22 protein-coding genes are annotated in these 25,331 nt (G+C 61.5%); 5 read left to right on the forward strand and 17 right to left on the reverse strand.

The features are described from left to right. Window positions 1–186 precede the first annotated feature (186 nt). The 13 genes from BW09_RS00395 to BW09_RS00450 form a co-directional block, all read right to left on the reverse strand. Window positions 187–1,425 carry an argininosuccinate synthase gene (locus BW09_RS00395; RefSeq protein WP_044088588.1) on the reverse strand — a complete coding sequence of 413 codons (1,239 nt, stop codon included), beginning with the start codon at window positions 1,423–1,425 and terminating at the stop codon, window positions 187–189. 125 nt (window positions 1,426–1,550) lie between these two features. Beyond that, entirely contained in the window at window positions 1,551–2,063 is a 513-nt protein-coding gene (locus BW09_RS00400; RefSeq protein ID WP_044088589.1) for an arginine repressor, read from the reverse strand. Further along, window positions 2,060–3,025 carry an ornithine carbamoyltransferase gene (argF, locus tag BW09_RS00405; protein WP_044088591.1) on the reverse strand — a complete coding sequence of 322 codons (966 nt, stop codon included), beginning with the start codon at window positions 3,023–3,025 and terminating at the stop codon, window positions 2,060–2,062. The genes BW09_RS00400 and argF overlap by 4 nt, the downstream gene beginning before the upstream one ends. A 26-nt stretch (window positions 3,026–3,051) precedes the next feature. Further along, on the reverse strand, window positions 3,052–4,359 hold the full coding sequence (locus BW09_RS00410; RefSeq protein WP_044088592.1) for an acetylornithine transaminase: 1,308 nt from the start codon (window positions 4,357–4,359) through the stop codon (window positions 3,052–3,054). Then, window positions 4,349–5,305, reverse strand: coding sequence for an acetylglutamate kinase (gene argB / locus BW09_RS00415; protein WP_044088594.1), 957 nt, complete (start codon window positions 5,303–5,305; stop codon window positions 4,349–4,351). Before argB ends, BW09_RS00410 begins: the two co-directional genes overlap by 11 nt. Window positions 5,306–5,448: 143 nt before the next feature. After that, complete coding sequence (gene argJ / locus BW09_RS00420; protein ID WP_140462507.1) at window positions 5,449–6,624, reverse strand: bifunctional glutamate N-acetyltransferase/amino-acid acetyltransferase ArgJ; 1,176 nt, start codon at window positions 6,622–6,624, stop codon at window positions 5,449–5,451. Next, window positions 6,621–7,715: an N-acetyl-gamma-glutamyl-phosphate reductase gene (gene argC, locus BW09_RS00425; protein ID WP_140462508.1), complete on the reverse strand. Its 1,095-nt coding sequence runs from the start codon at window positions 7,713–7,715 to the stop codon at window positions 6,621–6,623. The genes argJ and argC overlap by 4 nt, the downstream gene beginning before the upstream one ends. Window positions 7,716–7,880: 165 nt before the next feature. Further along, window positions 7,881–8,516, reverse strand: coding sequence for a DUF4190 domain-containing protein (locus BW09_RS00430; protein ID WP_140462509.1), 636 nt, complete (start codon window positions 8,514–8,516; stop codon window positions 7,881–7,883). A 56-nt stretch (window positions 8,517–8,572) separates the two neighbouring features. Further along, window positions 8,573–11,182 (reverse strand): phenylalanine--tRNA ligase subunit beta, encoded by a 2,610-nt coding sequence (pheT, locus tag BW09_RS00435; RefSeq protein ID WP_140462510.1) that lies wholly within the window; start codon window positions 11,180–11,182, stop codon window positions 8,573–8,575. Window positions 11,183–11,189: 7 nt separating this feature from the next. Next, the gene (pheS, locus tag BW09_RS00440) at window positions 11,190–12,257 is read right to left on the reverse strand and encodes a phenylalanine--tRNA ligase subunit alpha (RefSeq protein ID WP_140462511.1); all 1,068 of its coding nucleotides are present in this window, start codon (window positions 12,255–12,257) and stop codon (window positions 11,190–11,192) included. Window positions 12,258–12,320: 63 nt separating this feature from the next. Next, window positions 12,321–13,190, reverse strand: a complete 870-nt coding sequence (locus BW09_RS00445) for an RNA methyltransferase (protein ID WP_140462512.1) — start codon at window positions 13,188–13,190, stop codon at window positions 12,321–12,323. Between the two features lie 167 nt (window positions 13,191–13,357). Beyond that, complete coding sequence (locus BW09_RS11035; RefSeq protein WP_258184893.1) at window positions 13,358–13,489, reverse strand: hypothetical protein; 132 nt, start codon at window positions 13,487–13,489, stop codon at window positions 13,358–13,360. A gap of 23 nt (window positions 13,490–13,512) precedes the next feature. Continuing rightward, entirely contained in the window at window positions 13,513–13,938 is a 426-nt protein-coding gene (locus BW09_RS00450; RefSeq protein ID WP_140462513.1) for a hypothetical protein, read from the reverse strand. Between the two features lie 186 nt (window positions 13,939–14,124). On the opposite strand from BW09_RS00450, the gene BW09_RS00455 reads away from it, so the two are divergent. Beyond that, window positions 14,125–14,607 (forward strand): hypothetical protein, encoded by a 483-nt coding sequence (locus tag BW09_RS00455; RefSeq protein ID WP_258184895.1) that lies wholly within the window; start codon window positions 14,125–14,127, stop codon window positions 14,605–14,607. A 914-nt stretch (window positions 14,608–15,521) separates the two neighbouring features. Here BW09_RS00455 and BW09_RS00460 read toward each other — a convergent pair. From BW09_RS00460 to BW09_RS00475, 4 genes are all read right to left on the reverse strand, one after another. Further along, complete coding sequence (locus tag BW09_RS00460) at window positions 15,522–16,340, reverse strand: energy-coupling factor transporter transmembrane protein EcfT (RefSeq protein ID WP_140462547.1); 819 nt, start codon at window positions 16,338–16,340, stop codon at window positions 15,522–15,524. A gap of 129 nt (window positions 16,341–16,469) precedes the next feature. Continuing rightward, window positions 16,470–17,954, reverse strand: a complete 1,485-nt coding sequence (locus BW09_RS00465) for an ABC transporter ATP-binding protein (protein ID WP_181161701.1) — start codon at window positions 17,952–17,954, stop codon at window positions 16,470–16,472. Next, window positions 17,954–18,553, reverse strand: coding sequence for an ECF transporter S component (locus BW09_RS00470; protein WP_140462515.1), 600 nt, complete (start codon window positions 18,551–18,553; stop codon window positions 17,954–17,956). The genes BW09_RS00465 and BW09_RS00470 overlap by 1 nt, the downstream gene beginning before the upstream one ends. A gap of 331 nt (window positions 18,554–18,884) precedes the next feature. Beyond that, a complete protein-coding gene (locus BW09_RS00475; protein ID WP_140462516.1) occupies window positions 18,885–20,252 on the reverse strand; it encodes a dipeptidase in 1,368 nt (455 codons plus the stop codon). Window positions 20,253–20,346: 94 nt separating this feature from the next. Here BW09_RS00475 and BW09_RS00480 point away from each other — a divergent pair, with 94 nt between their 5' ends. The 4 genes from BW09_RS00480 (at window position 20,347) to glnA (ending at window position 25,242) form a co-directional block, all read left to right on the forward strand. Next, window positions 20,347–20,967 carry a DUF3043 domain-containing protein gene (locus BW09_RS00480; RefSeq protein WP_140462517.1) on the forward strand — a complete coding sequence of 207 codons (621 nt, stop codon included), beginning with the start codon at window positions 20,347–20,349 and terminating at the stop codon, window positions 20,965–20,967. A 191-nt stretch (window positions 20,968–21,158) separates the two neighbouring features. Further along, window positions 21,159–22,646 (forward strand): NAD(P)/FAD-dependent oxidoreductase, encoded by a 1,488-nt coding sequence (locus tag BW09_RS00485; RefSeq protein ID WP_140462518.1) that lies wholly within the window; start codon window positions 21,159–21,161, stop codon window positions 22,644–22,646. 75 nt (window positions 22,647–22,721) lie between these two features. Next, window positions 22,722–23,504: a DUF4191 domain-containing protein gene (locus tag BW09_RS00490; protein ID WP_140462519.1), complete on the forward strand. Its 783-nt coding sequence runs from the start codon at window positions 22,722–22,724 to the stop codon at window positions 23,502–23,504. A gap of 301 nt (window positions 23,505–23,805) precedes the next feature. Continuing rightward, window positions 23,806–25,242 (forward strand): type I glutamate--ammonia ligase, encoded by a 1,437-nt coding sequence (glnA, locus tag BW09_RS00495; RefSeq protein ID WP_094667715.1) that lies wholly within the window; start codon window positions 23,806–23,808, stop codon window positions 25,240–25,242. Window positions 25,243–25,331 lie beyond the last annotated feature (89 nt).

Here is a 25,331-nt window from a genome sequence, read left to right on the forward strand (position 1 = left end):
GGCGCTCCCCTGACAAGGGGAGCCAACGATATAATCAACGAACTTCGCACGCGACACACTTGAACTCGCTTACGAGGAAAGGCCACACGCGCATAACAAAAACTCCCCTCATTGCTGAGGGGAGTTCAATATGGCGTTGCGGCATGCAGATTGCCGCATCGACTTGGAATCGGATTGAGTCGGAACCTACTCCACGGTGTTGGACGGCACCTCGATGCCGTTGCCGAACTTGACGTCGCGGGCTGCGGCCACGCGGGACGGCAGACCGTAGATGTCGATGAAGCCGTTGGAGGACTTCTGGTCGAACGTGTCGCCGGAATCGTAGGTGGCGAGCTTGTAGTCGTACAGCGAGGAGTCGGAGCGACGGCCGGTGACGACTGCGCGACCACCGTGCAGGATCATGCGGATCTCGCCGGAGACGTACTTCTGGGTGTCTTCGATGAAGGCGTTAAGCGACTGGGTGGCCGGGGAGAACCACTGCGCATCGTAGACCAACTCGCCCCAGCGCTTGTCGATGTCACGCTTGATGCGGTGCTGCTCGCGCTCGAGGCAGCAGTTCTCGAGCTCCTGATGCGCGGTGATGAGGGCCACAGCACCCGGAGCCTCGTACAGCTCACGGGACTTGATGCCGACGAGACGATCCTCGATGAGATCGATACGGCCGATGCCCTGGGCGCCGGCGCGACGGTTCATCTCCTCGATGGCCTGCAGCGGGGTGACGTCGCGGCCGTCGATCTTGACCGGGATTCCCTGCTTGAACTCGATGACCACCTCATCCTCGACAGGCGGGAAGGCCGGGTCGTCGGTGTAGGAGTAGCAGTCCTTGGTCGGACCGTTCCACGGATCCTCGAGGAAGCCGGTCTCGATGGCGCGGCCCCACACGTTCTGATCGATGGAGTACGGGGACTTCTCGGTCTGGGTGATAGGCAGCTTGTGTTCCTTGGCGAACGCGATCTCCACGTCACGGGTGAGGGAGAGGTCGCGAATCGGGCTGATGGCCTTCAGCGTGGGGTCGATGGAGGCGATGGACACCTCGAAGCGGACCTGGTCGTTGCCCTTGCCGGTGCAGCCGTGGGAGATGGTGTCAGCACCGAACTGGTGGGCGGCGCGCACGAGGTGCTTGGAGATCAGCGGACGGGAGATGGCGGAGACCAGCGGGTAGACGCCCTCATACATGGCGTTGGCCTTCAGGGCTTTCATGCAGTACTCATTGGCGAACTCGTCACGGGCGTCCACCACATAGGACTCCACGGCACCGCAGGCAAGCGCGCGCTGCTTGATGGTCTCAAGGCTTTCACCGCCCTGACCGACGTCGAGGGACACGGCAACGACATCCTTGCCGGTACGTTCCTTCAGATACGAGATGGCGACGGAGGTGTCGAGACCACCGGAATAAGCCAGAACAATGCGCTTGTTGTCTGCCATTGCTTCCCTTTCCTAAACGATAAAAAAACAAACTGAATGCAATTATATACAGAGGTATGCATATTTATGCACGGCGTGTTGGGCGAAAGACAATCCCAGCACGCAAAAAGCCTTTTACGAGGACGTCATTTCGACGCAAGGGCGAGCAGCCAGTCGGCTCTATCGCCTGCAGTGGCGTCATCGGAACAGATGATCATCACCGTATCGTCTCCGGCTATGGTGCCCAGCACCCCATCGATCGGCTGCTTGTCGATCACCGACGCCACGTATTGGGCGGCACCGGAAGGCGTGTGCACCACGATGAGGTTGCGGGCGGCGGCCACCGAGGTGACCAGACCGCTCAGCACACGGGACATCTGCGCCTCCGTGCGCTCCCCCATCGCATCCCCGTCCGGCGCGGCGGCACCGCGTTCGACCGCGTATGCCACCGTACCGTCCTTCAACCGGGTCTTCACCGCATGCATCTCATCCAAATCGCGGCTCAGCGTAGCCTGCGTCACCGCGATGCCCTCATCGATCAGTATTTTGGAAAGCTGCGATTGCGAGGTGACGATATGCGTGGCCAACGCCTGCTCAATGGCACTGAGCCTGGCTGCCCGGGTGGCCGGCCGCTGCAGCGACGGAGAGGAGTCGCTCATGCCAGCAGGCTTTCGTCCCCGCGGGCCTTGCCGGCCAGCCATGTCATCAGCGCTTTCTGCGCATGCAGACGGTTCTCCGCTTCATCCCAAACCACGGATCGCGGCCCGTCAATCACCTCAGCGGTGACCTCCTTGCCACGATATGCAGGCAGGCAATGCTGGAAGAGCGCATCCGGCTTGGCGAGCGCCATCAATTCGGCGTTGACCTGATAGTCCCAGAACGGCTTGGAACGAATGGCGTATTCGGCTTCCTCACCCATCGAGACCCACGTGTCGGTGAACACGCAGTCGGCATCCTTCACAGCTTCACGGGCATCGGTGGTGACCAGTATGGAACCACCGTTCTCGGCTGCGATGCGTTCGGCGTCGGCGACGATATCCGGACGGGGCAGATACCCCTGCGGACCGGCGACGCGCACGTTCATGCCCGCCACAGCGCCACCGAGCAGATAAGAGTTGGACATGTTGTTGGCCGCATCGCCCACGTAGGCGATGGTCTGGTTCTTCAGATTGTCGACGCCACCGCGGTGCTCGGCGATGGTCTGGAAGTCGGCGAGGATCTGGCACGGGTGGAAGTCATCGGTCAGCGCGTTGATGACGGGATGGGTGGAGTACTTGGCCATTTCCTCCACGCGGTCCTGGCCGAAGGTGCGCCATACCACGCCGTACGCCATGCGGTCGAGCACGCGTGCGGTATCGGCGACTGGTTCGCCGCGGCCGAGCTGCGAACCGGACTTGTCGATGACGAGCGGGTATCCGCCAAGCTCCGCCACGCCGATGGAGAAGCTGGAACGGGTTCGGGTGGATGGCTTGTCGAACAATACGGCGACAGCCTGGGGGCCTGCGAACGGCTGCTTGTAGAAACGGTCGTGATGGAACTTGATGGCGAGTTCAAGCACCTGCTTCTGCTCGTCATGGTCGAGATCGTCATCACGCAGCATGTGTCGTAATTCTGGGGTCATGGTGTTGCTCCTTTACGGTTCGGCAATCAGTCGTTGGGCAGATCAACGGGCACGGTCTTGAGTACGGCGAGGGCTTCGTCAACGTCCTGTTCGGTGACGATCAGCGGCGGGGCGAACCGCAGCGCGTCAGGTGCCACTGCGTTGACGATCAGCCCGTGCTCGAGGCAGTAGTTCATCACCGCGTGCGCGCACGGGTGCTTGAGTTCCACGGCGTCCAGAAGCCCCGCTCCCCGCACGGACACGTACAGCGGATTACCGGTGGCCATGATGCCTTCGCGCAGCTGCTTGCCGCGCGCTTCGGCATTGGCAACCAGATCATCCTCCTCAATGACTCCGAGTGTGGCGAGGCCCGCCGCGGCGCCCAGAGGATTGCCGGCGAATGTGGAGCCATGCGAACCCGGCGTGAACAACGCGGCGAGTTCGGCGCCGAATGCGATCATGCCGCCCATCGGGAAACCGCCCGCCACACCCTTGGCGAAGGTGACCATATCCGGAACCACGCCGCCGGCCAGATCCTCGCGCTGGAAGGCGAACCATGCGCCGGTGCGGCCGATGCCGGTCTGCACTTCGTCGATGATAAGCAGCGCGTGATTGATGTCGCACATCTCGCGCACGAATCGCACATAGTCGGCACCCAGCGGCTTGACGCCGGCCTCGCCCTGGATGAGCTCCAGGATCACTGCGGCGACCGGACCCTTGCCGTAATGGCCGATACCGGTCTGCGCGAAGGCGTCGTGCAGGGCGTATTTGTCACCCGGGCGCACGAACTCGATATTCGGCACCAACGGGTCATACTGCTTTCGGATACCGGGCTTCCACGTCGCGGAAAGAGCGCCCATGGTACGGCCGTGGAATCCCTGGGTCATGGCGATGATGCGTGCCGGCTTGCCCCCCACTGAGGGCAGGGCGCCCGGCAACGTGCGGCCGTACAGTTTGGCGAGCTTCAATGCGGCCTCGTTGCCCTCGGCACCGGAATTGCCGAAGTACACCTTGGAGCCTTCCGGAGCGCCCGCGAGCTTCACCAGCTTGGCGGCAAGTTCGATCTGCGGCTCGGAGGCGAAATAGTTGCTGATATGGGCTACCTTCGCGGCCTGTTCGGATACGGCCTTCACCCACTTGGGGTGTGCATAGCCGAGGGAATTGACCGCGATGCCCCCGAGGAAGTCCAGATATTCGTTGCCATCCACATCCCACAGGTGTGCACCTTGGCCATGGTCCATGACACGCAGCGGCGTACCGAACACGTTCATATGCACTCGGGAGTATTCACCCAGCCATTTGCTGTCTTCGTCCCCCAGTGTTTCCTTATGCTCGATTGGCTGTTCAGTAGACATAAGAGCTCCTCATTTCCAGTCCGTCCTCGGGCACGACCATGGTGCCTATACCAGCGGAGGTGAATATCTCGTTCAGGATCGAATGCGGTTTGCGACCGTCGATGATGTGGGCCTGTGGCACGCCGCCGTCGATGGCGCGCACGCACGCCTCCATTTTCGGGCGCATGCCGGACTCAAGATCGGGCAGCATGTCCCTCAGGTTCTCCACGCCGATGCGTCCGATCAACGAGTTCCGGTCCGGCCAATCGGCGTACAGGCCGTCGACGTCGGTCAGGATCACCAGCTTGTGGGCGCCTACCGCCGCAGCCAGCGCCGCGGCGGCGGAATCGGCGTTGACATTGAGCACTTCGGTGGCGTCCTCCTCGTTCGGCGCGACCGAGGAGACGACCGGGATCCGGCCTGCCGCCACAAGATCCTCAACGGCGGAGGCATCCACGGATACCACGTCGCCGACCAGACCTATGTCGGTGGGTTGACCGTCGATCACCGGCTTGCGCTGCGTCGCGGAGAACAAGCCCCCATCCTCACCGGACAAGCCAACCGCCAGCGGCCCGTGCGCATTGATCAGGCCAACCAGTTCACGGGAGACCTTGCCGGTCAGCACCATACGCACCACATCCATGGCCTCGGGAGTGGTGACTCTCAGTCCACCCTTGAACTCGGATTTGATGCCCAACGCCTTCAGCATCTGGGAGATCTGCGGGCCACCACCATGGACCACGATCGGATGGATGCCGACCTGGCGCAGGAACACCATGTCTTCGGCGAAGCACTGCTTGAGATGCTCGTCCACCATGGCATTGCCGCCATATTTGACCACGATGCGCTGGCCGGCGAACTCCTCCAGCCACGGCAGAGCCTCGATGAGCACTTCCGCCTTCTGATCGGCGCGCAGATCCGTATGCACGTCGAAGTGGAACCCTGGTCCCTTTACTTCACTAGCCATAAATCTACTGTTTTCCCCTCATATGTATTCAACCGAGTAAGGGTTTGATGCCGGTGCTCGTTGTCCGACCGTAAGGACTTGGCCTGAGCGGCCCGGAGCGTGTCGGACAACGAACACCGGTTCAACCCTCGCACGACCATTGCTCAGCTTTCGTAATCGGCATTGATATGGACATACTCATGGGTGAGGTCGTCGGTCCAGACCGTGGCGCATGCATCCGAACCGGTGTTCAGATCGATATCGATGTGCACCTCCCGCGGGGTCATATCGACCTCGCTGCGGTCGCGTCCGGCTCCGCCGTTCTCGCAGATGCGCACGCCGTTCACGTCCACGGTCACCTTGTCGGCATCATACGGCGCCACATCCTCGGGCACGGTACCCAGCGAGCTGACGATTCGGCCCCAGTTCGGGTCGTTGCCGGAGATCGCGCATTTGAGCAGGTTCGAGGCTGCCACGGCACGGCCGCAGGCCAATGCCGCTTCCTCGCTGGTGGCGCCGGTGACGGTGATACGGATGTCATGGGACGCGCCCTCGCCATCGCCGATGATCTGTCGCGCGAGGCTGGCGCATGCCTGACGGACCAGATCGTTGAACTCATCCTTGTCCGGCTCCACGCCGGAGGCACCGGATGCGAGCAGCAGCACCGTGTCATTGGTGGACATGCAGCCGTCCACGTCGATGCGGTTGAAGGAGTGTTCGGCGGCCACCGTCAGCGCCGCCTGCAACTGTCCGGCGGAGACCACGGCGTCCGTGGTGATGACGCACAGCATCGTCGCCAGCTGGGGGGCGATCATGCCGGATCCCTTGACCATGCCACCGATCTTCCATCCGGTAGTGCCGGTCAGTTCGACCGTCTTGGGTTTGGTATCGGTGGTCATGATGGCATGGGAGGCGTCCGCACCGGCATCCGCAGTGTCCGCCAACGCGGCGTAGGCTTTCTCGGCACCATCCAGCACGTGGTCAAGCGGCAGGAGTTCGCCGATCAGGCCTGTGGAACACACCGCCACCCGATCGGGCTCGACGCCGACCAATGAGGCTACCTTCTCCGCAGTGGCCTTCGACTGGGCGTATCCGGCCTCCCCGGTGCATGCATTGGCGCCGCCGGAATTGAGGATCACGGCTTTGACGTGACCGTCCGCGACGATGCCGCGGCTCCACTGCACGGGAGCGGCGCAGAATCGGTTCGAGGTGAACACGCCCGCTGCGGCATCCAACGGCCCATTGTTGACCACGAGGGCCAGGTCCTTCTTGCCGGCGACTGCGGAAATGCCGGCCTGAACGCCGGCGGCTGAGAATCCTTGGGCAAGGGTAACGCTCACGGTGCTACTCCAATCTTGGTCAGACCTGCGTCTTCAGGCAGGCCCAGTGCGATGTTCAATGATTGCACGGCCTGTCCGGCTGTGCCACGGTTCAGGTTGTCGATGGCCGCAAATGCGTACAGACGTTGGGACCTGCGATCCACGACCACCTGCAGGTGCGCGGCGTTGGATCCGATGATGTTGCCGGTTGCCGGCAGCATGCCTTCCGGCAACAGCACCATGAAGTCCTGCCCCTCATATGCCTTGGACCATACGGCTCGTATGTCCGCGTCGCTCATGGCGAGGGCCTTGGCGTTCATGCGGGCGGAGACGGTGGCGAGAATGCCACGTGACATCGGCGCCAGAATGGGTGTGAATCCAAGCGTGAATTCACTGGCCGCCGCAGCACTCGCTCCGGAGGCATGGGCGAAGTTCTGCAGAATCTCCGGGATATGACGATGCGTTCCCCCCACCGAATACGGCAAGGCGGACTGCAACGCCTCGGAAGCGAGCAGATTCGTGCGTTTCAGGTTCTTGCCGGCACCGGAATAGCCTACGACCAGATCGGCCACGATATCCTTGGAATCCACGAGCCCCTCGGCGATGGCCGGCTGCAATGCCAGCGTCGTGGCGGTGACGTTGCAGCCCGGTCCGGCGATGCGCTTGGCACCGGGCAGGGCCTCGCGCTGCCGGGTGTACGCACCGTCCGGGTTCTTGCCGGTGATAAGCTCGGGCATGCCGTATGTCCAATGCTCATAGAAATCGCCACCATAGAACTCATCCCAAGCGGACCTCTTCTCAAGGCGATGGTCGGCACCAAGATCGACGACCACCGCATCGGGGTCGAGCTGCGCCGCGAGCTTGCCCGATGCGCCATGCGGCAGCGCGAGGATGATCACATCGTGGCCGTTCAGCACCTCCGGCGTGGTGTCTTCCACCGTCAGATCGGCAAGCTGGGGAATATGCGGCATATGTTTCGCCATGGAATCCCCCACGGACGAATGGCCGGCCACGCATGTGACCTCGAAGTCGGGGTGGGCCGCAAGAATGCGCAGCGCCTCACCTCCGGCATATCCCGTGGCACCAGCCACGGCCACTGAATATTTCGGCATACTCATCTCTTTTCCATTGAAGCAACAGAGACGAGTATACATGATTATGCAAACTTATGCATAGTTATGCAATGGTGTGTTGGACGGCATCATCGGGGCGTCATAACATGGACGACCACGACAATCGGATGTCTGCTGATTCCGGCCTCAACAGGCAATGGCGAATCAGGCGGAGATGGAATCGCCGGATGATCCCGAGCCGCCGACAAACTGCTGCAGGGCATCCTGATACAGAGTCATCGGATCATAGCCGTTGAACGTCATCCACAGCACCGCCAACGTGTACAGCACGTTGAGCACCACTGCAGCCACGGCCAGGCCAAAACCCTTCATGTGGAAGGTGCGGGTGCGCCACATGGCCACGATGCCCATCAGCGCAGAAAGCACCGGTACCGGGAAGAAGAGCGCCAACACGAATGAGATGATCGCATACGAATCCCAATGCCCATACAACGGGTTCTGATTGGGGTCGTTCAGATCGACACCGTTATAGTATCGGGGCTGATGAGGCTGTGCACCCTGGTTCGCGGGCCCGCCGAATTGATTGCCATATTGATTGCCTGCATTGTAGGGCTGCCCTTGAACGCCCGGGTAACCACCCGGATAATACCCTTGCGCATTCTGGGGCTGTGCAGCTCCGGCATTCTGCGTGGTACCGGCTGCCTGCTGCTGGTTGGGGTCGGGATCGGGAGCACCATAGATGTACGGGTTGTAGTTGGGCCCGTACTGGCCAGACATCGCACCGTATTCAGGCTTCTTGTACTGCCCGTATTGCGGCGATTGCTGTTCCGGCTGGTTCATGGTGCTCCTTTGATTCGACTTGCTGGAGGTGGCCTGCGGTGCAGGCCACCAGTGGGTCAGGCGCGCAATTGCGCACCGATTTGCGCCGCTTCGGCCACGATGGCCTGACGGATGGCATCGCTGTCTTCTGCGGATAGCGTCTTGCTCGGGGAGCGGAAGACGACGGCATAGGCCAGGGACTTCTTGCCTTCGCCCACCTGCTCGCCGGTGAAGACGTCGAACAGCTCGATTGATTCGAGGTTGGCGCCTGCGGCCTTGCGAATAACATCCTCGAGCTGTGCGGCGCTCACCGTGTCGTCCACGGTGAAGGCCAAATCCTGCTTGACCGGCGGGAACGTGGAGATCGGCTTGGCCTGAACCGGCTTGCCCGTCAGCGTGGAGAACAGGTCGGTGAGGTTCAGTTCGAAGGCGGCGGAGTGCTCGGGGAAGCCGAGCGCCTCGTTGACGCGCGGATGCAACTCGCCCACCCAGCCGACGAAGACTTCGCCGGCCTTGACGCGGGCGGCACGACCCGGATGCCATTGTGCAGGTACATCGTCCGCCTTGGGCTGGTCGAAAGCGATCACAGCGCCGATGCGGCCGGCAATGCGGCGCACAGCCTCGACGGCGTCGGACCAATCCACCGGACGCTTGTCACCGAGCCAGCCGGAATCCTCGGCCAGGCCGGTCAGGATGCCGGCCACATGGTCGGGCTGATCCGGCAGACCGGCGTCAAGCGCGGCAAGCTGCTCATCCGTCGGACGCACGCCGCCCGGCAACGCCGGAATGGCGGGGGCGTCTGGGTTCCACAGATAGACATGGCCGAGTTCATACAGGGATACGTTCTCGATGCCACGGCGGATGTTGCGCTGAACCGTGGTGGCAAGGGTCGGCAGGATGTCGCGGCGCAGATACGGACGGTCACCATACAGCGGGTTGGCGATCTCCACGCTGACCTTCTTGGTCTGCTCGGCGTCGTAGCGGAAAGCCTTGTAGTCCTCGTCGCCCACGAATGGGTAGCTCAGCGCTTCCACCATGCCGTATTCGGCCAGTTCGTCGGCGATGCGACGGCGACGCAGCTGGTTCGGGGTCAGCCCGACCAATCCCTCGACCGGAGCAGGCGGCACAGTGACGGGAATCTGGTCATAGCCGACCAGACGGGCGATCTCCTCGACCAGATCGCACGGCGCATTCAGGTCAGGACGCCATGTCGGCGGGGTCACGGAGAATTCGCCATTGCCGCCACCGGCCACAGTGCACCCGATGTCGGTGAGAATATCGGAGACACGGTTGATGTCCACGTCGAGTCCTGCAACGCGCGCCACCTCGGAGGCCTTGAAATGAATGACCTTGGGGCGAACTGTGTTGTTCACGTCATTCGGGTGTTCGCTGGGCTCACCGTTGCCGTACTTGGCGAGCAGCTCGGACGCCATCTGGGCCGCTGCGGGCTGCAGAGCGGTGTCCACGCCGCGCTCGAATCGACGGGACGCCTCGGAGGGGATCTTGTGTCGGCGCGCGGACCGGGCGATCGTCACCTGGTCGAAGTGCGCGGCCTCCAGCAAGATATTCTTGGTATCGGCGGTCACTTCACCATACAGACCACCCATCACACCGGCAAGGCCGAGGATGCGGGAGCCACGGGCGCCGTTCGGCGAATCGGTGATCAGCAGGTCCTCGACGCTCAGCTCGTGCTCCTTGCCGTCAAGCGTGGTGAGCTTCTCGCCCGCATTCGCGCGACGGACCACGATCGGACCTTCGAGCTTGTCCAGATCGTAGGCATGCATCGGCTGTCCGAGATCCAGCATCACGTAATTGGTCACGTCCACAGCCAGGGACAGGGAACGCATGCCTGCACGGGTCAGACGGCGACGCATCCAGTTCGGGGTCTTGGCGGTCGGGTCGAAGTTGCGCACCACGCGCGCGTAGTAACGGTCGCAGCCGGGGACGCCGTGAATCGGATTGTTGTCCTCGATCTCGATGTCCATGTCAAGCTGGGTGCCGGGTGCGTAGTCGGCCGGTTCCGGAGCCTTCTCGTTCAGCGCCACCGCCGGATCGGTGTACGGTTCGCCCGTGGAGTGGTGGTATTCGCGGGCCACGCCACGATAGGACAGCGTGTATCCGCGATCGGGCGTGATGTTGATCTCCAGCAACGGCTGATCGAGATGCAGCAGATGCATCGCGTCCTGACCTGGCTGCAACGCCTCGTATTCGGCTTCGGTGAAGCCGTACTCGTGCAGCAGGATGATGCCGTTGTGGTTGTCCCCGAGACCGAGCTCACGTTCGGACGCGCACATGCCGTTGGAGATGTGGCCATAGGTCTTGCGCGGCTCGATCTTGAAATCACCGGGCAGCACGGCACCGGGCAGCGTGACGACGACCTTCTCGCCGGCCCTCATATTCGGAGCGCCGCAGATGATGCCACGCGGCACCTTGTTGCCGTTCTCGTCGGTCTCGTTCCATTCATCGCCGCAGTCCACATGGCACCAGTTGATGATCTTGCCGTTCTTCTGCGGTTCCGGAGTGGCGTCGACCACATAGCCGACCACGATGGGACCGGTCACCTGCGAGGCGTGGATCTCCTCTTCCTCAAGACCCACTTTGACCAGATCCTTGGCGAGCTGCTCGTATGTCAGTCCTTCGGGAACCTCGACATGGTCCTTGAGCCAATCAATGTCGATCATAGGCATGGCTGAATCACTCCCCCATCACAAACTGTTCGGCGAAACGCACGTCGCCTTCTACCAGGTCGTGCATATCGTTGATGTCACTGCGCAGCAGCAGCGTGCGCTCCATGCCCACGCCGAAGGCGAAGCCGGTGTAGACCTCGGGATCGATGCCGGCGGACTTCAATACGTTCGGGTTCACCATGCCGCAGCCACCCCATTCGAGCCAGCCGGGACCGCCCTTCTTGTCTGGGAACCACAGGTCGAGTTCGGCGCTGGGTTCGGTGAACGGGAAGTAGCTCGGGCGCAGGCGGGTCTTGGCTTCCGGACCGAACATGGCCACGGCGAGCTTGTCCAGCACACCCTTGAGATCGGCCATGGTCAGGTGCTTGTCCACGGCAAGCGCCTCGCACTGATGGAACACCGGGGTGTGCGTGGCGTCCAGCTCGTCGGTGCGGAACACTCGTCCCGGGCTGGCGATGTACAACGGCACGCCGCGGGTGAGCAGGGCACGGACCTGATCGGAGGAGGTCTGCGTGCGCACCACCATATTGGAGCCGACGAAGCCGGCGGCGTCCTTGGCCTGGTTGCCCTTGACGTAGAAGGTATCCTGCATCTGACGGGCCGGATGGTCCGGGCCGAAGTTCAGGGAGTCGAAGTTGTACCATTCGGCTTCAATCTCCGGACCGGAGGAGATCTGCCAGCCCATGGAGATGAAGAAGTCCTCGACATCCTCCATCAGCTTGGCCAGCGGGTGACGCGCGCCAAGCGGCTTGCGGTCCACGGGCAGGGTCATATCCACGGTCTCGGCTGCGAGCGCCGCCTTCTCGGCTGCTTCCTTGAGCTCGATCTCCTTCGGCCCGTAGGCACGGCCGAAGTCGGCGCGCAGCTTGCTCATCAGCTTGCCGGCGTCCTTCTTCTGATCCACAGGCAATGAACCGATGGCCTTGCTGGCCTGGGTCATTACGGACTCGGCTCCTGCGTACTTCGTCTTGATGGCTTTCAACTCCTCCAGGTCGGAGGCGTTCTGGATTTTCTCGATGCCCTCGGCGACCGCAGCGGTCACCTGGTCGGCGTCGAACACCACTTGTTCTGCCACGAGAACCCTTTCGTTCGATGATTCCTCAACGCGGTTTTCTGTTGTTTGCAGCGTTTTCCAAACTCACATTGTTTCAATATGACCCGACATAGCCAAGCTCATCAACATGACTGCGGCCGAGGTGCCGAGGTTCAGCGACTCGGCCTTGCCATACAACGGAATGGACACGATCCTGTCGCATTTTCCAAGGATTTCCGGCTCCAATCCACGCGCCTCGTTGCCGAACAGCACGGCTTTGGCCTCGTCTGCCGACGCCGGGTCGGCGAGCACCTGGGGCAGGCTTTCCGGCCTGCGGTCCTCGGTGCCGTATACATCCGCAGCCCACACGTCCATATCGTGGTCTTTCGCCCAGCCGAAGAACTCGTCGGTGCCCATGTGCAGCACGGGCAGATGGAACAGGGAGCCGACGGTGGAGCGGATGACCTTGGGGTTCAGCGGGTCCACGCAATCGTCCACGAAGACCACGGCGTCGCAGCCGGCGGCGTCGGCAGCACGAATCACCGTGCCGGCGTTGCCCGGGTCACGCACCTGCCAGAACGCGGCGATATGAGGCTTCCTGCCCAGTCTGAGGTCCTCGATGTCGCATTGCATCGCGCGCGCGTTGCCCACGGCGAGAATGCCCTGCGCATCCTTGCTGATATGACGGATGACGTCGCCGGTGCAATGGTGCACGTAGATCGTGGAATCCTGCGACTTGTCCACGATCTTCTCCAACGTGGACGAGATGATGCGCGGATGTTCCAGCGCCTGAGAGACCTCCACGTACAGATCCTGCACCACGTCCGGCCTCCAGATGACGGCTTCGCGCACCGCCTGCGGGCCTTCGATGAGGAAGCGTCCGGAGCGTTCGCGGCCTTTGTCGCGTACAAGGTCGGCGATGCGGCGCACTCGGTCGGATTTCGGATTGTCGAGAATCTGAGCATTGATAGGCATGAATTCCAGCCTACAGTCACGCCTACCGCAGAGCTCCTCGCGTAGTCACGATTCCTCTTGTTCTTCGATCTTGTTCCATCGTCTGCCATAGAGCGCCCGCTCGTCGGCATTCAGGAAGACCACTGTACGATGAGCTTCGGCCGTTGTGCCTGCAGTTCCGCGGATGTCTACTGCATCTTCGTTTTCAATGTTTCTGTCTTGTCCCAGGAGTCGATCTGCGCCTGTAGTCGTTGGACGGTGCCATTGAGTTCTCCCGCCTTGTTCCACTCCTCTGAACTCAACGTTCCGGTCTGTCCCATATCGGCAATCGTTAAGTTCTCGTTCAGCCATCTTCAGCTGCGCTTGCGCATTCTTCCGATCCCGTTTGCTTCTCAATGATATGTAATCGGAAAGCCCCATACTTGCCGGGCCCTCTACGCATCACCTCGTATCGATTCCGCGCATCCAAGGCTGTCGCTTCCAGTTCCTTGATGGGTTGGAAGACGCTGAACATCTTCTCAAGCGTTTTCACGGCGTGGGCATCCGGCGCTTGAGCCGAGACGTTCAATGGTTTCGCATAGTCGATCTCATGCGACGTACTTACACGGGCAAAAGGTGCTGCCGCTTCCCTCCACGTCAAGTCCGGATCCCCCAAGCCGGCCTCATCCTTAAGCATATGACAAAAGTCCTCAATAGCCAGTGAACCAGAAAACACCGAATACGAGTCATCGGCATATTCCTTTATCCCACATTCGGCAAGAGTATCCACGATTCTCTGTTTGACTGGAATCGTCGCGGTATCAATCTGATATGCTTTTTACCAGACAAGCGATGTGCTACTTGCCTAATAAATAATGGATACGCTGCCTACTAAGGCGATGGAGTATCGGAGGCATCAATGGCTCGTCTTATGAAATCGGCACGTGGGATACTCGCTCTGGTAGTCTCATTCTCCGTGGCGCTGGTTTTGGGACTCGTGCCGATGACATCAGCAGATGCGGCAGAGATTGCAATCAGTGGAATGCCAAAAGAGTCCATACCTGCGGCATTCGGAGGAGAGCTTCACGGCGAAAATACCTCGACCGTCGAAGTGGATGGGCAAGGTACGTTGACCGCAACAATCAACTACGACACAGGAATCGTTACGGTCAAGGATTTCAATGGTGCCGTTCGCACTGAATCCCTAGCTGCGGTAGTCGCCAATGCGGCGAATGAGCTTGAGAAAATTCCTGCGGAACAACGTCAGGAACTTGTGAACAGGGCACAGTTGAGGATTACGACGCATGATGTATGCCCGTATCTTGTCGCCGCCATAGGAGCTGGTCATGATGCAGCATGGCAAGCCGCATTGAGTCTTGTCGGGGTGAATCCCGCCATCGCTGTGTTGGTGGGATTTGGTTTTGCATTCTTCTGGACGTGGGTTTCAAGTCACTGCTGAACAGGTTCTTTATTCATCTGCGGGGGTGAATCATGAAGTTAGTTAATTTCCTGCCTTTCCTAGGGGGACTCATCGCCTACTTGTCTGTGTGGTGTAAATGGTGGCATCCACATGACAAGGACCATAAACGCTGATCGGCGGCAAGGACCCCGTAGTGCAGGCAGCCGGCCTCATGAATATGAAGGACGGGAAAATCTTGTCTTTCGACGATCAGAGCGGCCATAAATGACTCCCAGGAACCACGCGAAGATTCAATCACACGAGGCTCTAAAGAGCAGGAGAACCGATGGCCTCGCATGAACTGCATCAGGAAGCATTCGATCTCCCCGGGCTAAGCGACGTTTCAGTAGATGGTCACAAGTAGATGGTCATAACCAGCCAACGGCTGAGCAGACACCGACGCAACGACCTGCACGCCGCAACGCAACCATCGACGACGGCATGAATCCGGAGCTCGTCGCAGGTGAAACATGTCGTTGAAGGCGCCGCCTGAGGCGGTTCCCGTCGGCTTCTGCGGCCCGTTGCAGGCGGAACAGGCACTTTTACGAGGCGGAATGCAGGTGAAACAGTGCTTTGAAAACAGGTTGCAGGTGTTTTGTGTACTTGTACGGAGATTTCCGGGCTCTACAAGTACACAAAACACCTGCAACGGATTCTACGAGTACACAAAATACCTGCAACGCACTCCAATAGCTCACGAAATACCAATGCGCCCTACGGGTTGTTCGAAATCCATCGGAGATCCAAAGGGCGAGTCCATTACCCGGGGAATACGCTAGAAGACAGTTCTGCGCTTCGTCGAGCCCCATAATCATGATGTGCGAAAGACCACGAGGTCACGAAATCACCGGCTAGCTCCATGAATCATGGCTGTGCGTCCCACGACTTGCGGATCACAGTCGCGTCGGCAATGCTCACGCGCCTTGGAAGGCGAAATGCCAGTAGCCGGCGTGCACGGCGACACCGAGCGCGACGAGCGGAATCAACAGACAGATCGCGCAGAACACGGCGTCGATCGGGTTGAGGCGCGAGACGCGGGCCGCCGAACGGGGACCTGTGCCGCCGAATCCTCGCGCCTCCATCGCAGTAGCGAGTTTCGTCGCGCGGCGAATCGACAATACGAGCAGGCCGAACGCCTGCGAGAACGCGCGGCGTATGGCGTTGCCGTCGCCAAGACCACGCGAGCGCCGCGACAGACCGAGCGCACGCCAATCATCCTGCAGCAGTGTGAACATGCGCATGCCGGCCAGACCGCCGTAGACGAAGCGCGGGGAGAAATGCAGGATCTGCACGAGACCGTCGGCCAGATCGGTCGGGTCAAGGCCGAGTGCAAGCACCACGCCGGGGACGGCGATGGCCAGCACGCGCAGGAACGTGGCGCACGCGAGGTACACGGATCCCTCGGACACTACGATCCAGCCGGCGGACCACAGGATCGCGCCGGAGGTGCGACCGTAAAGCAGCACCGAGATGAATCCGCCGACCGCAGCGATCCACACGGGCCATGTACTGCGGCAGACGCGCAGCGGGTTCACGCCTCCAATCCACAGCAGTATGACCTCGAGTCCCAGCGCCACGGATGCGGACACCACGTCGAGGCTCACGAACATGGGGATGCACAGCAGCAGTGCGCCGATGATGCGCGCCACCGGGTTCACTTTCGCGATGAACCATGAGGGCGATGCGGGCTTCGCCGGTTCATGCCGCGCGGACGGCGGTGTGACGGTCACCATGTCGTTCTTGGGCGTGCCGACCGTCCGATCAGCGAGAACAACATCAGCCGCCGCGCCAACACCTGTGCCAGCTCTTGTCTCATCCGCCACGGCCAACGCTATCGTCCTGTCCCTCCCAATCATTTCAATTCACTCCCCCGCGAATCCGAACATGATGCGTCGCGCGTGCAACGCTTCAACGAGTGCCTCATCGTGCGTGACGACGATGACGGCGGAACCTCGGTCGCGCACGCCGGCGATGAGGTCGACCATCTCCGTCCATGTGGTGAAGTCCTGTCCGAACGTCGGCTCGTCCATGACGAGGATCTTCGGCGCGCTGGCAAGCATCGATGCAACGGACAGCCGTCTCTTCTCGCCGCCGGACAGCGTGTACGGGTTGGCTTTGGCGAAACGGTTCAGGTTCATGCGTTCGAGCATCTCGTCGGCGATGGCGTACGCCTTGGCATCGTCCGCGTCCATCGATTTGGGGCCGATGGCGACCTCGTCGCGTACGAGCGGCGCCGCGAACTGGTGTTCCGGCTCTTGGAAGACCATGCCGATGCGTCCGAGCAGTTCACGGCTTTTCCAATGGTTCGGCTCATCGCCTCGAGCCCCGTCGGCGATGTCCGCGCGAACGCGGACGTGCCCGTTCAGCGGTTCGAGCAGACCGGCGAGAGTCAATGCGAGCGTGGATTTGCCGGCGCCGTTCGGGCCCATGAGCGCCGTCACCTCACCTGATTGGAAAGCGAGGTCGATATGCTCGCCCAGTGCCGTGCCACGTCCGAAGCTCAGGTCTTCGGTAATGAGCGCCGGTTCAGCACCCGAGGATGCGGATGCGATAGTCTTCGGCTCGCGGTCGGGAATCGCCCGCCCCGGCACCCATGCGCCACCGCCGGCGAGCAGATCGCCGTATCGACCGAACACCTCATGCGGACTGCCGTCGGCGATGATGCCGCCCACAGGCGAGTCCGGATCCGGGTGTCCGATGACAATGACGCGGTCGATCAGATCCATCCACACGTCGATATGGTGTTCGACGACGACCAAGGTCTGTCCGGTGCGTGCGAGCAAGTCACACACCGCATCATGCACTTCGACCACGCCTTCGGGATCGAGGTTCGCTGTCGGCTCGTCGAGCAGCAGCAGTCCGGGCTGCATGGCGAGCACGCCGGCGAGCGCGAGGCGTTGCCTCTGCCCGACGGACAGGTGGCGCGTGGAACGGTCGAGGTCGATGTCCTTCAAACCGACCAGATTGAGCGATTCGCGAACGCGCCGCCAGATCTCATCGCGTGGGATGTTCAGGTTCTCGCAGCCGAAGGCCGCGTCATCGCCCACGCGCTCGAGAATGATCTGCGAATCCGGGTCCTGCAGCACGAGGCCGGCTTTGCCGCGGGCGATGCCGGCCTCGATGCCATCAATGGTCAGGGAACCTTCCTGCTCACCTTCGTCGGATCCGCCAAGCACGCCGGCCAATCCGGCCATAAGCGTGCTTTTGCCCGCCCCTGAGGAGCCGAGGAGCAACACATGCTCGCCGGGCTGGATGTCGAAGTCAAGCCCACGCAGGGCGAAGTCCTTTCGCGTGGCGTGACGCCATCCCCACTGCTTTGCCTCGAGATGGGCGGGCGTGATGCGCATCAGACGCGGGCCTCGGCACGGCCGGAGGCGAAGCGGTCAAGCACGCCGGTAGCGGCGATGGCCTTGTGCAGCGCCCACATGAGCGCGCCGGCGAGCACGATGCCGGAGATGATGGAGCCGACCAGGTACCAGGTCACACGCATCGCGTTCCAGCCAGGGTGGGTCATCCAGTAGTAGGCCCAGCAGCCGACGCCGGCAAGGGCGCCGGACAGCATGGTGGTGACGATGTTCCACTTCTTCCACATGAAGATCGCGAAGCCGATCTCAGCGCACAGGCCCTGCATGATGCCGACGATCAGGGAGCCGCCCACGCCCCACTGGTTGCCCAAGGTGAGCTCGAGGAATGCGGCAAGGGTCTCGGCGAATAGCGCGGCACCCGGCTTGCGCACGATGATGGCGGCCAGCGGGCCTGCGAACAGCCAGAAGCCGTTGAGCAGGCCTTCGAAGCCCGGGGTGACGGCTTCGAACAGGGCAAGCGGGGCTGCGCAGACGATGTCCCAGCCCCAGAAAATGACGCCGGATGCGACGGCGATGATGGCGGCGACGACGATATCCACGACGCGCCACTTGTAGTTTGCTTTGGCGACGGCTTCAGCCATGATTGTGCCTTTCCTTCTTCTCTCATGTGATTCGCGGCACAGTGACCGAGAATCGCATCGGATTCAGGCACGGGTATGTAAGAGCGACAATTCCGTGGACGGCATTGCCCGTCCAAGTTCCATCGGTCGAGACTCAACGTCTCCTCTCAGCCGCCCTTCGGCAGCTCCCGTGTCAACTCCCCGACTATAAGGCAAGCCGCCGCCAAAGGCAATAGAGGAATCCTGAAATCGGTGCCTTCCCGGATCATGTGATCATCACGATGAGCGTCAGCCATCGCTATGATCACACAGCCGACATCCGGCGCAAGGCCCGCGAGCCTCTCGTGAGCCGCTACTTGCCGAGCTTGTCGAGCAGCAGCGCCTCGGTGATCACGTTGTGCTTCAAGCCGTACAGCGAGATGGACTCGTTCGGGCTGTGGGCGTTGGCCTTCGGGTCCTCCGGGCCGGTGACCAGCACCTGGGCGGACGGGAACAGGCGCTGCAGTTCGGGGATGAACGGAATGGAACCACCCTGACCTTGGTTGATCGGCTTGACGCCGAATGCCTCCTCCATGGCCTCCAGAGCATCGCGAGTGGCCACAGCGTCCGGATCCATGGCCCAACCCATGCCGTTCTCCAGCTTGGCCACCTCGACTTCGGCACCAAAAGGAGCATGCGACAGCAGGAACTCGGCCAACGCATCCTGGGCTTCTTCGGGGCGCTGGCTCGGAGCTGTGCGCAGGGACAGGCGGAAGCGGGTCTCGGGGGCGATCACATTGAAGGATCCGTCCACCGGATGTGCATCGAAGCCGATCACCGTCAGACTCGGCTTGGTCCACAGACGCGATGCCAGGGAGCCGGATCCGGCGAGCACGTATCCATCAACCACGCCCGCGTCGGCGCGCACGCCGGCTTCGTCGACGTCCTGCTGCAGGCCGCCGACCGGCTCCTGCGAGGCGATGCCCGGCACGGCGATATCGCCATTCTCGTCATACAGGGAGGCGATCAGCATGGCGGCAAGCGTGTTCGAGTCAAGAATAGGCCCACCGTACTGACCGGAATGCACCGGATGCTTCAGTCCGCGCACGGTCACGTCCACGCAGGTGTTGCCACGCAGCGACGTGGTCAGGGACGGGATTTCGGCGGACCAGTTGCCGGAATCGGCCACGATGATCACATCGGAGTCGAACTCGTCCTTATGGGCACTGATGAACGGGATGAAGCTCGGCGAGCCCATCTCCTCCTCCCCCTCGATGAACACCTTGATATTCACCTTGAGATCGTCGCCAAGCGCCTTGAGCGCACCGGAATGGATGGCGATGCCGCCGCCGTCATCGGCGGATCCTCGGCCATAGAGCCGTCCGTCGATTTCGGTTCCCACGAACGGGTCGGTGTCCCATTCGGCCGGATCGGGCACCGGCTGGACATCATGATGGGCATACAGCAGAACGGTCGGGGCATCCGGGCCGACCATACGAGAACCGATGACCTCCCACGCGCCCGGGGTACCGTCCTCATTGGACGCCTGCACCACCTTCGCGTCCACGCCCACCAGTCTGAGCTCCTCGGCCACGAACTCAGCAGAACGCTTCATATGGTCTGCCGTGATGCCTTTGGCGGAGACGGACTGCAAGGCGATCTTGCGCCTGAGCACTTCGACGATACGGTCCCAATCTGCTTCGACGCGCGCGCGAACCTCGTCTACGGTGAGTTCTGCCATGTGTGTCCTCCTTATATACCAGTCATATAAAAGGCGTCATTGCAATGGTTACGCCCAAGGAACATGTGTCTGAACGTCACCGTAACCTCTAAGCATGACATGGAATCCGTTCAAGAAGAAAGAAGAGGCCCAGGCTCCTGTTGAGCAGGCCGCACCACAGAAGAATCCGTCCGAAGGCAAGGGCCGTCCGACGCCGAAGATGAAGAAGGCGCAGGCCGCAGGCATCCGCCCGCTGGTACCTGCGAATCGCAAGGCCAGCGCGAAAGCCGCCAAAGCCCGGATGCGCGAACGCGAGAACGCCGAATACGAGGCCATGCAGAAGGGCGACATCAACCACATGCCCAAGGCGGAACGTCTTCCGTGGCGCATCTACATCCGTGATTATGTGGACGCCCGCATCAACCTTGGCGAATGGTTCATCCCGGTGGCGTTCGGCATTCTAATCGTGTCCATGGTCGTGTCCTCGCTCTTCCCGAACGCCTGGGCGTCGCTGATCATGATGATCATCATGTACGGTTATCTGGCTGCGATCATCATCGACGTCTGGCTGATGTGGCGCAAGCTCAAGCCGAAGCTGATTGCCAAGTACGGCGAGGCATCCGTGGCCAAGGGTTCCCGTTCGCTCACCTATGCCTGGAGCCGCTCCATTCAGATGCGTCGTTGGAGGCTGCCGAAGCCACGCTATCCGAAGCGCGGCCACTGGCCCGAGGACTAGCATTCTTCATCAGAAATTCGTTGACGAATTCACTACCCCTCAGTCCCGCTTCGCGGGCCGGCTCCCCTGACAAGGGGAGCCATACTAGTGTCTCCTTCTCATACCTCTGCTATGCAATGAATCAACTCCCCCTCGCTTCGGTTGAGGGGAGTTTTATTATGTGATTACCTGTGTTTGCCAGGGAGGACACTATGAGCGAACAGTACGATATCGCAATCATCGGCGCAGGACCGGGCGGCTATTCCACAGCATTGCGAGCCGCTGAACTTGGCAAGAAGGTGGCTCTGATCGAACGGGACGCCACGGTCGGCGGCACCTGCCTCAACCGCGGGTGCATTCCATCCAAAGCGCTGATCACGGCCACACATACCATCGATACCGTGCATCGCGCAGCCGAGCTCGGCGTTCAAGCCACGGTCGATGGTATCGACTTCGGCAAGCTGCACGATTACAGGCGGCATATCGTCGACACGATGGTGCAGGGGCTGTCGGGATTGCTGGCACATCGAGGCATCACCGTATACCGTGGATTCGCTACGTTCGCCGCGGACGAGACCGACACCGGCGGACGGCATATCGTGCATATCGCTCCGGCCCCGCAACAGAACGAGGTCATCGTCTACCATAAAGCCAATGTTCCGAAGCCTGCCGGTACGGCACTGGACCTCAGCGTGACCGACATCGTGATCGCCACCGGCGCACGCCCGCGCCCCCTGCCCGGCAACCCGTTCGGAGGGGCGCTGATCGACTCCACGCAGGCGTTGGAGGCCAACGAGTTCCCCTCGTCTGCGGTCATCATCGGTGCGGGCGCAGTGGCTTTGGAGTTCGCCTCCATGTGGAACGCCGCCGGATCAGACATCACTTTGCTCATCCGCAAGGATCGTGTGCTGTCGGCATGGGACCGTCGCGCCGGAGTGACGCTCACCCGCGAACTCAAGCGTCATGGCATCAAGGTCATCACCCATTCCACCGTGACCCATGTGGACGTCGGCGTGAACCTCGGCGCCACCGTGCATTACACCGTCCAAGGAGAAGACGGCGAGCACAGCGTTTGGGGCGAAGTCGCGCTGGCGGCCATCGGACGCGACCCCATCACCGACTCCTCGTGGGGCGTCGCCCTCACCAGCGACGGACTTGTCTCCACCGACGCATTCGGCCATACCGACAAACCCGGCATCTGGGCGGTGGGAGATGTCACCGAAGGCCATGCCTTGGCGCATCGCGCATTCGAGCAGGGACTGGTCATCGCTGAAACGATCGCGGGACAGCATGTCAAGCCGGTGGAGGAGGACACCATCCCCCAGGTGGTGTTCTCTTCGCCGGAGGCCGCCTGCGTGGGGTTGACCCTCAACGAGGCGCAGGCCCGGGAGGATCTTGTGGAAGTCAAGGAAACCGCCTATCCCATGCTCTCGAACGCCCGCATGCTGATGCGGGGCACGGCGGGATCGATGACCATCGTCTCAGGATGCGACCAGTCGGCGCCGGATGCGCCCCGCATACTGGGCGTGCATATCGTGTCTCCACTGGCCTCGGACCTCATCGCGGAGGCAGAACAGCTGGTCGGCAACCATATTCCGTTGAGCGAAGCCGCCCGGCTGATCCACCCCCACCCCACATTCAGCGAGACGCTAGGCGAGGCGCTGCTCAAAGCGGACGGCCGCCCTCTGCACACGCGCTGAAACCGGACCAGCGCACCTGATACAGTTATTTGCCAGTGTGTTCGTTTGCAAAAGCATGCAGTAAAGGAAAAAGTGATGGCGGACAAGGAAGCAAAGCCCAAAAAGCAAAGCACGATCAAGCAGATCATCCAGATCTACAAGTACACAGCGAAGGAAGACAAGGCACTGCCCTGGCTTGAGGCCGGTTCTTTCCTGCTGCCGGTGATCGTGATGGTCATCATCGGACTGATCTTCAAGTGGACATGGCTCACCTGGATCTTCCTGATGATCACCGCAGTGATGCTGGGTCTGTTGCTCGCCACGATGATGCTGACCCGTCGTGCCGACGCCGTGGGATACAAGCAGATCGACGGCAAGCCGGGTGCCGCCATCAGCGTGCTGAGCAACATGAGCAAGGCAGGCTTCGACTTCCCGCAGGAACCGGTGTGGATCGATCCGAAGACCAAGGATGCCATCTGGCGCGGCACGTCGATGAACGGCATCTATCTGATCGGCGAGGGCGATTACGGCCGGGTCATGCGCGCCATGAACCGTCAGGAGCGTGAGATCAAGGGCGTCACCGCCGGCTCCTCCATCCCGGTGTACCGCATCGCCGTGGGCCACGGCCCCAAGCAGGTGCCGCTGGACAAGCTGCGCAACGCCGTGACCAAGGCCAAGACGTATGAGCCCACTGATCACAAGAACCCGCTGATCGCGAAGATCCATCCCCGTCGTCGTTTCCTGCTGACCAAATCCGAGATCGCCACGCTGAACGATCGTCTGCGCACTCTGCAGATGAAGAACGGATACGGCGTGCCGAAGGGAATCGACCCCTACCACCCGCAGAAGGTGTCCCGTCGCGCGATGCGCGGACGCTGATCACGGTTCGACCGCCAGATGATAACGAGGAAGCCCCCCTTGGATCCCATGCCGGATTCAAGGGGGCTTCCTCGTATTTCTCGTATCGTCGTACGGATTCAAAACTGTCCACGTTGCGGACGGTCTCGGCCTTTGCACAAGGTCCTTCGTTTCCGATCCGTAATGACGTTTCGTTGGAATACCGCGCTTGAACGTCAATAGGCCATAGTCACGAAACATTCTCGTAACCCAAGTTTCGAGCTCGCGAAACGCACGATTTTACGATGTATATCGTTACGTTTCACACGAAAGGAGCGGTCCCGTGACCGAACTCAAGTCCAAGGAAGACGCCGAGGCCCTTATCAATAAGGAAGGCATCGAGTATGTCTCCGTTCGTTTCACCGATCTTATCGGCGTTCAGCAGCACTTCACCGTGCCGGCAAGCGAGTTCCTGAAGGACGCCTTCACCGAAGGCATGCCGTTCGATGGTTCGTCCGTCCAGGGCTTCCAGGCCATCAACGAGTCCGATATGAAGCTGGTTCCGGATATCACCACCGCCTTCGTCGACCCGTTCCGCAAGCACAAGACCCTCGACGTGGCCTTCTCCATCGTCGACCCGCTGACCGACGAGCCTTACTCCCGCGACCCCCGTCAGGTCGCCGGCAAGGCCGAGGCCTACCTCAAGTCCACCGGCATCGCCGACACCGCGTCCTTCGCCCCTGAGGCCGAGTTCTTCATCTTCGACAAGGTGCGCTTCGAGAACTCCATGCAGCGTTCCTTCTACGAAGTCGACTCCATTGAGGCCCCGTGGAACTCCGGCGTGGACACCGAAGAGGACGGCACCCCGAACATCGGCTTCAAGAACCGTGTCAAGCGCGGTTACTTCCCGGTTCCTCCGATCGACCACAGCCAGGACCTGCGCGACGACATGGTCGCCAACCTGCAGAAGGTCGGCCTGATCCTCGAGCGCTCCCACCACGAGGTGGCCGGCGCGGGCCAGCAGGAGATCAACTACCGCTTCAACACCCTGCAGCACGCAGGTGACGACCTGATGAAGTACAAGTACGTGGTCCACGAGACCGCCGCTCTGGCCGGCAAGTCCGTGACCTTCATGCCGAAGCCGATTGCAGGCGACAACGGCACCGGCATGCACTGCCACCAGTCCCTGTGGAAGGACGGCAAGCCGCTGTTCTACGATGAGAAGGGTTACGCCGGCCTGTCCGATCTGGCCCGCTGGTACATCGGCGGCCTCATCAAGCACTCCTCCTCCGTGCTGGCCTTCACCAACCCGTCCCTGAACTCCTACCACCGTCTGGTTCCGGGCTTCGAGGCCCCGGTCAACCTGGTGTACTCCGCCCGCAACCGTTCCGCCGCCATCCGTATCCCGCTGGCCGGCACCTCCCCGGCTGCCAAGCGCATTGAGTTCCGCGCCCCGGATCCGTCCTGCAACCCGTTCCTGGCCTTCTCCGCTCAGCTGATGGCTGGCCTGGACGGCATCCTGAACCACATCGAGCCTCCGGAGCCGGTCGACAAGGACCTCTACGAGCTGCCTCCGGAAGAGCACGCCGGCATCAAGCAGGTGCCGAGCTCCCTGGCCGAGGCCATGGACGCCCTGGAAGAGGACCACGACTTCCTCACCGCCGGCGACGTGTTCACCGATGACCTCATCGAGACCTGGATTGGCCTCAAGCGCGACGAGATCGATCAGGCCCGCCTGACCCCGACCCCGCTCGAGTACGAGCTCTACTACCACATCTGATTGTTGGCCGCATGGCCTGACAATGAGCCGGTAGCGCAATACGGAAAAGCCCAGCTGCATCGTGCGGCTGGGCTTTTCCGTATTGCTGC

The sequence above is a fragment of the Bifidobacterium sp. UTCIF-1 genome (assembly GCF_006408915.1).
Lineage (GTDB): Bacteria > Actinomycetota > Actinomycetes > Actinomycetales > Bifidobacteriaceae > Bifidobacterium > Bifidobacterium reuteri.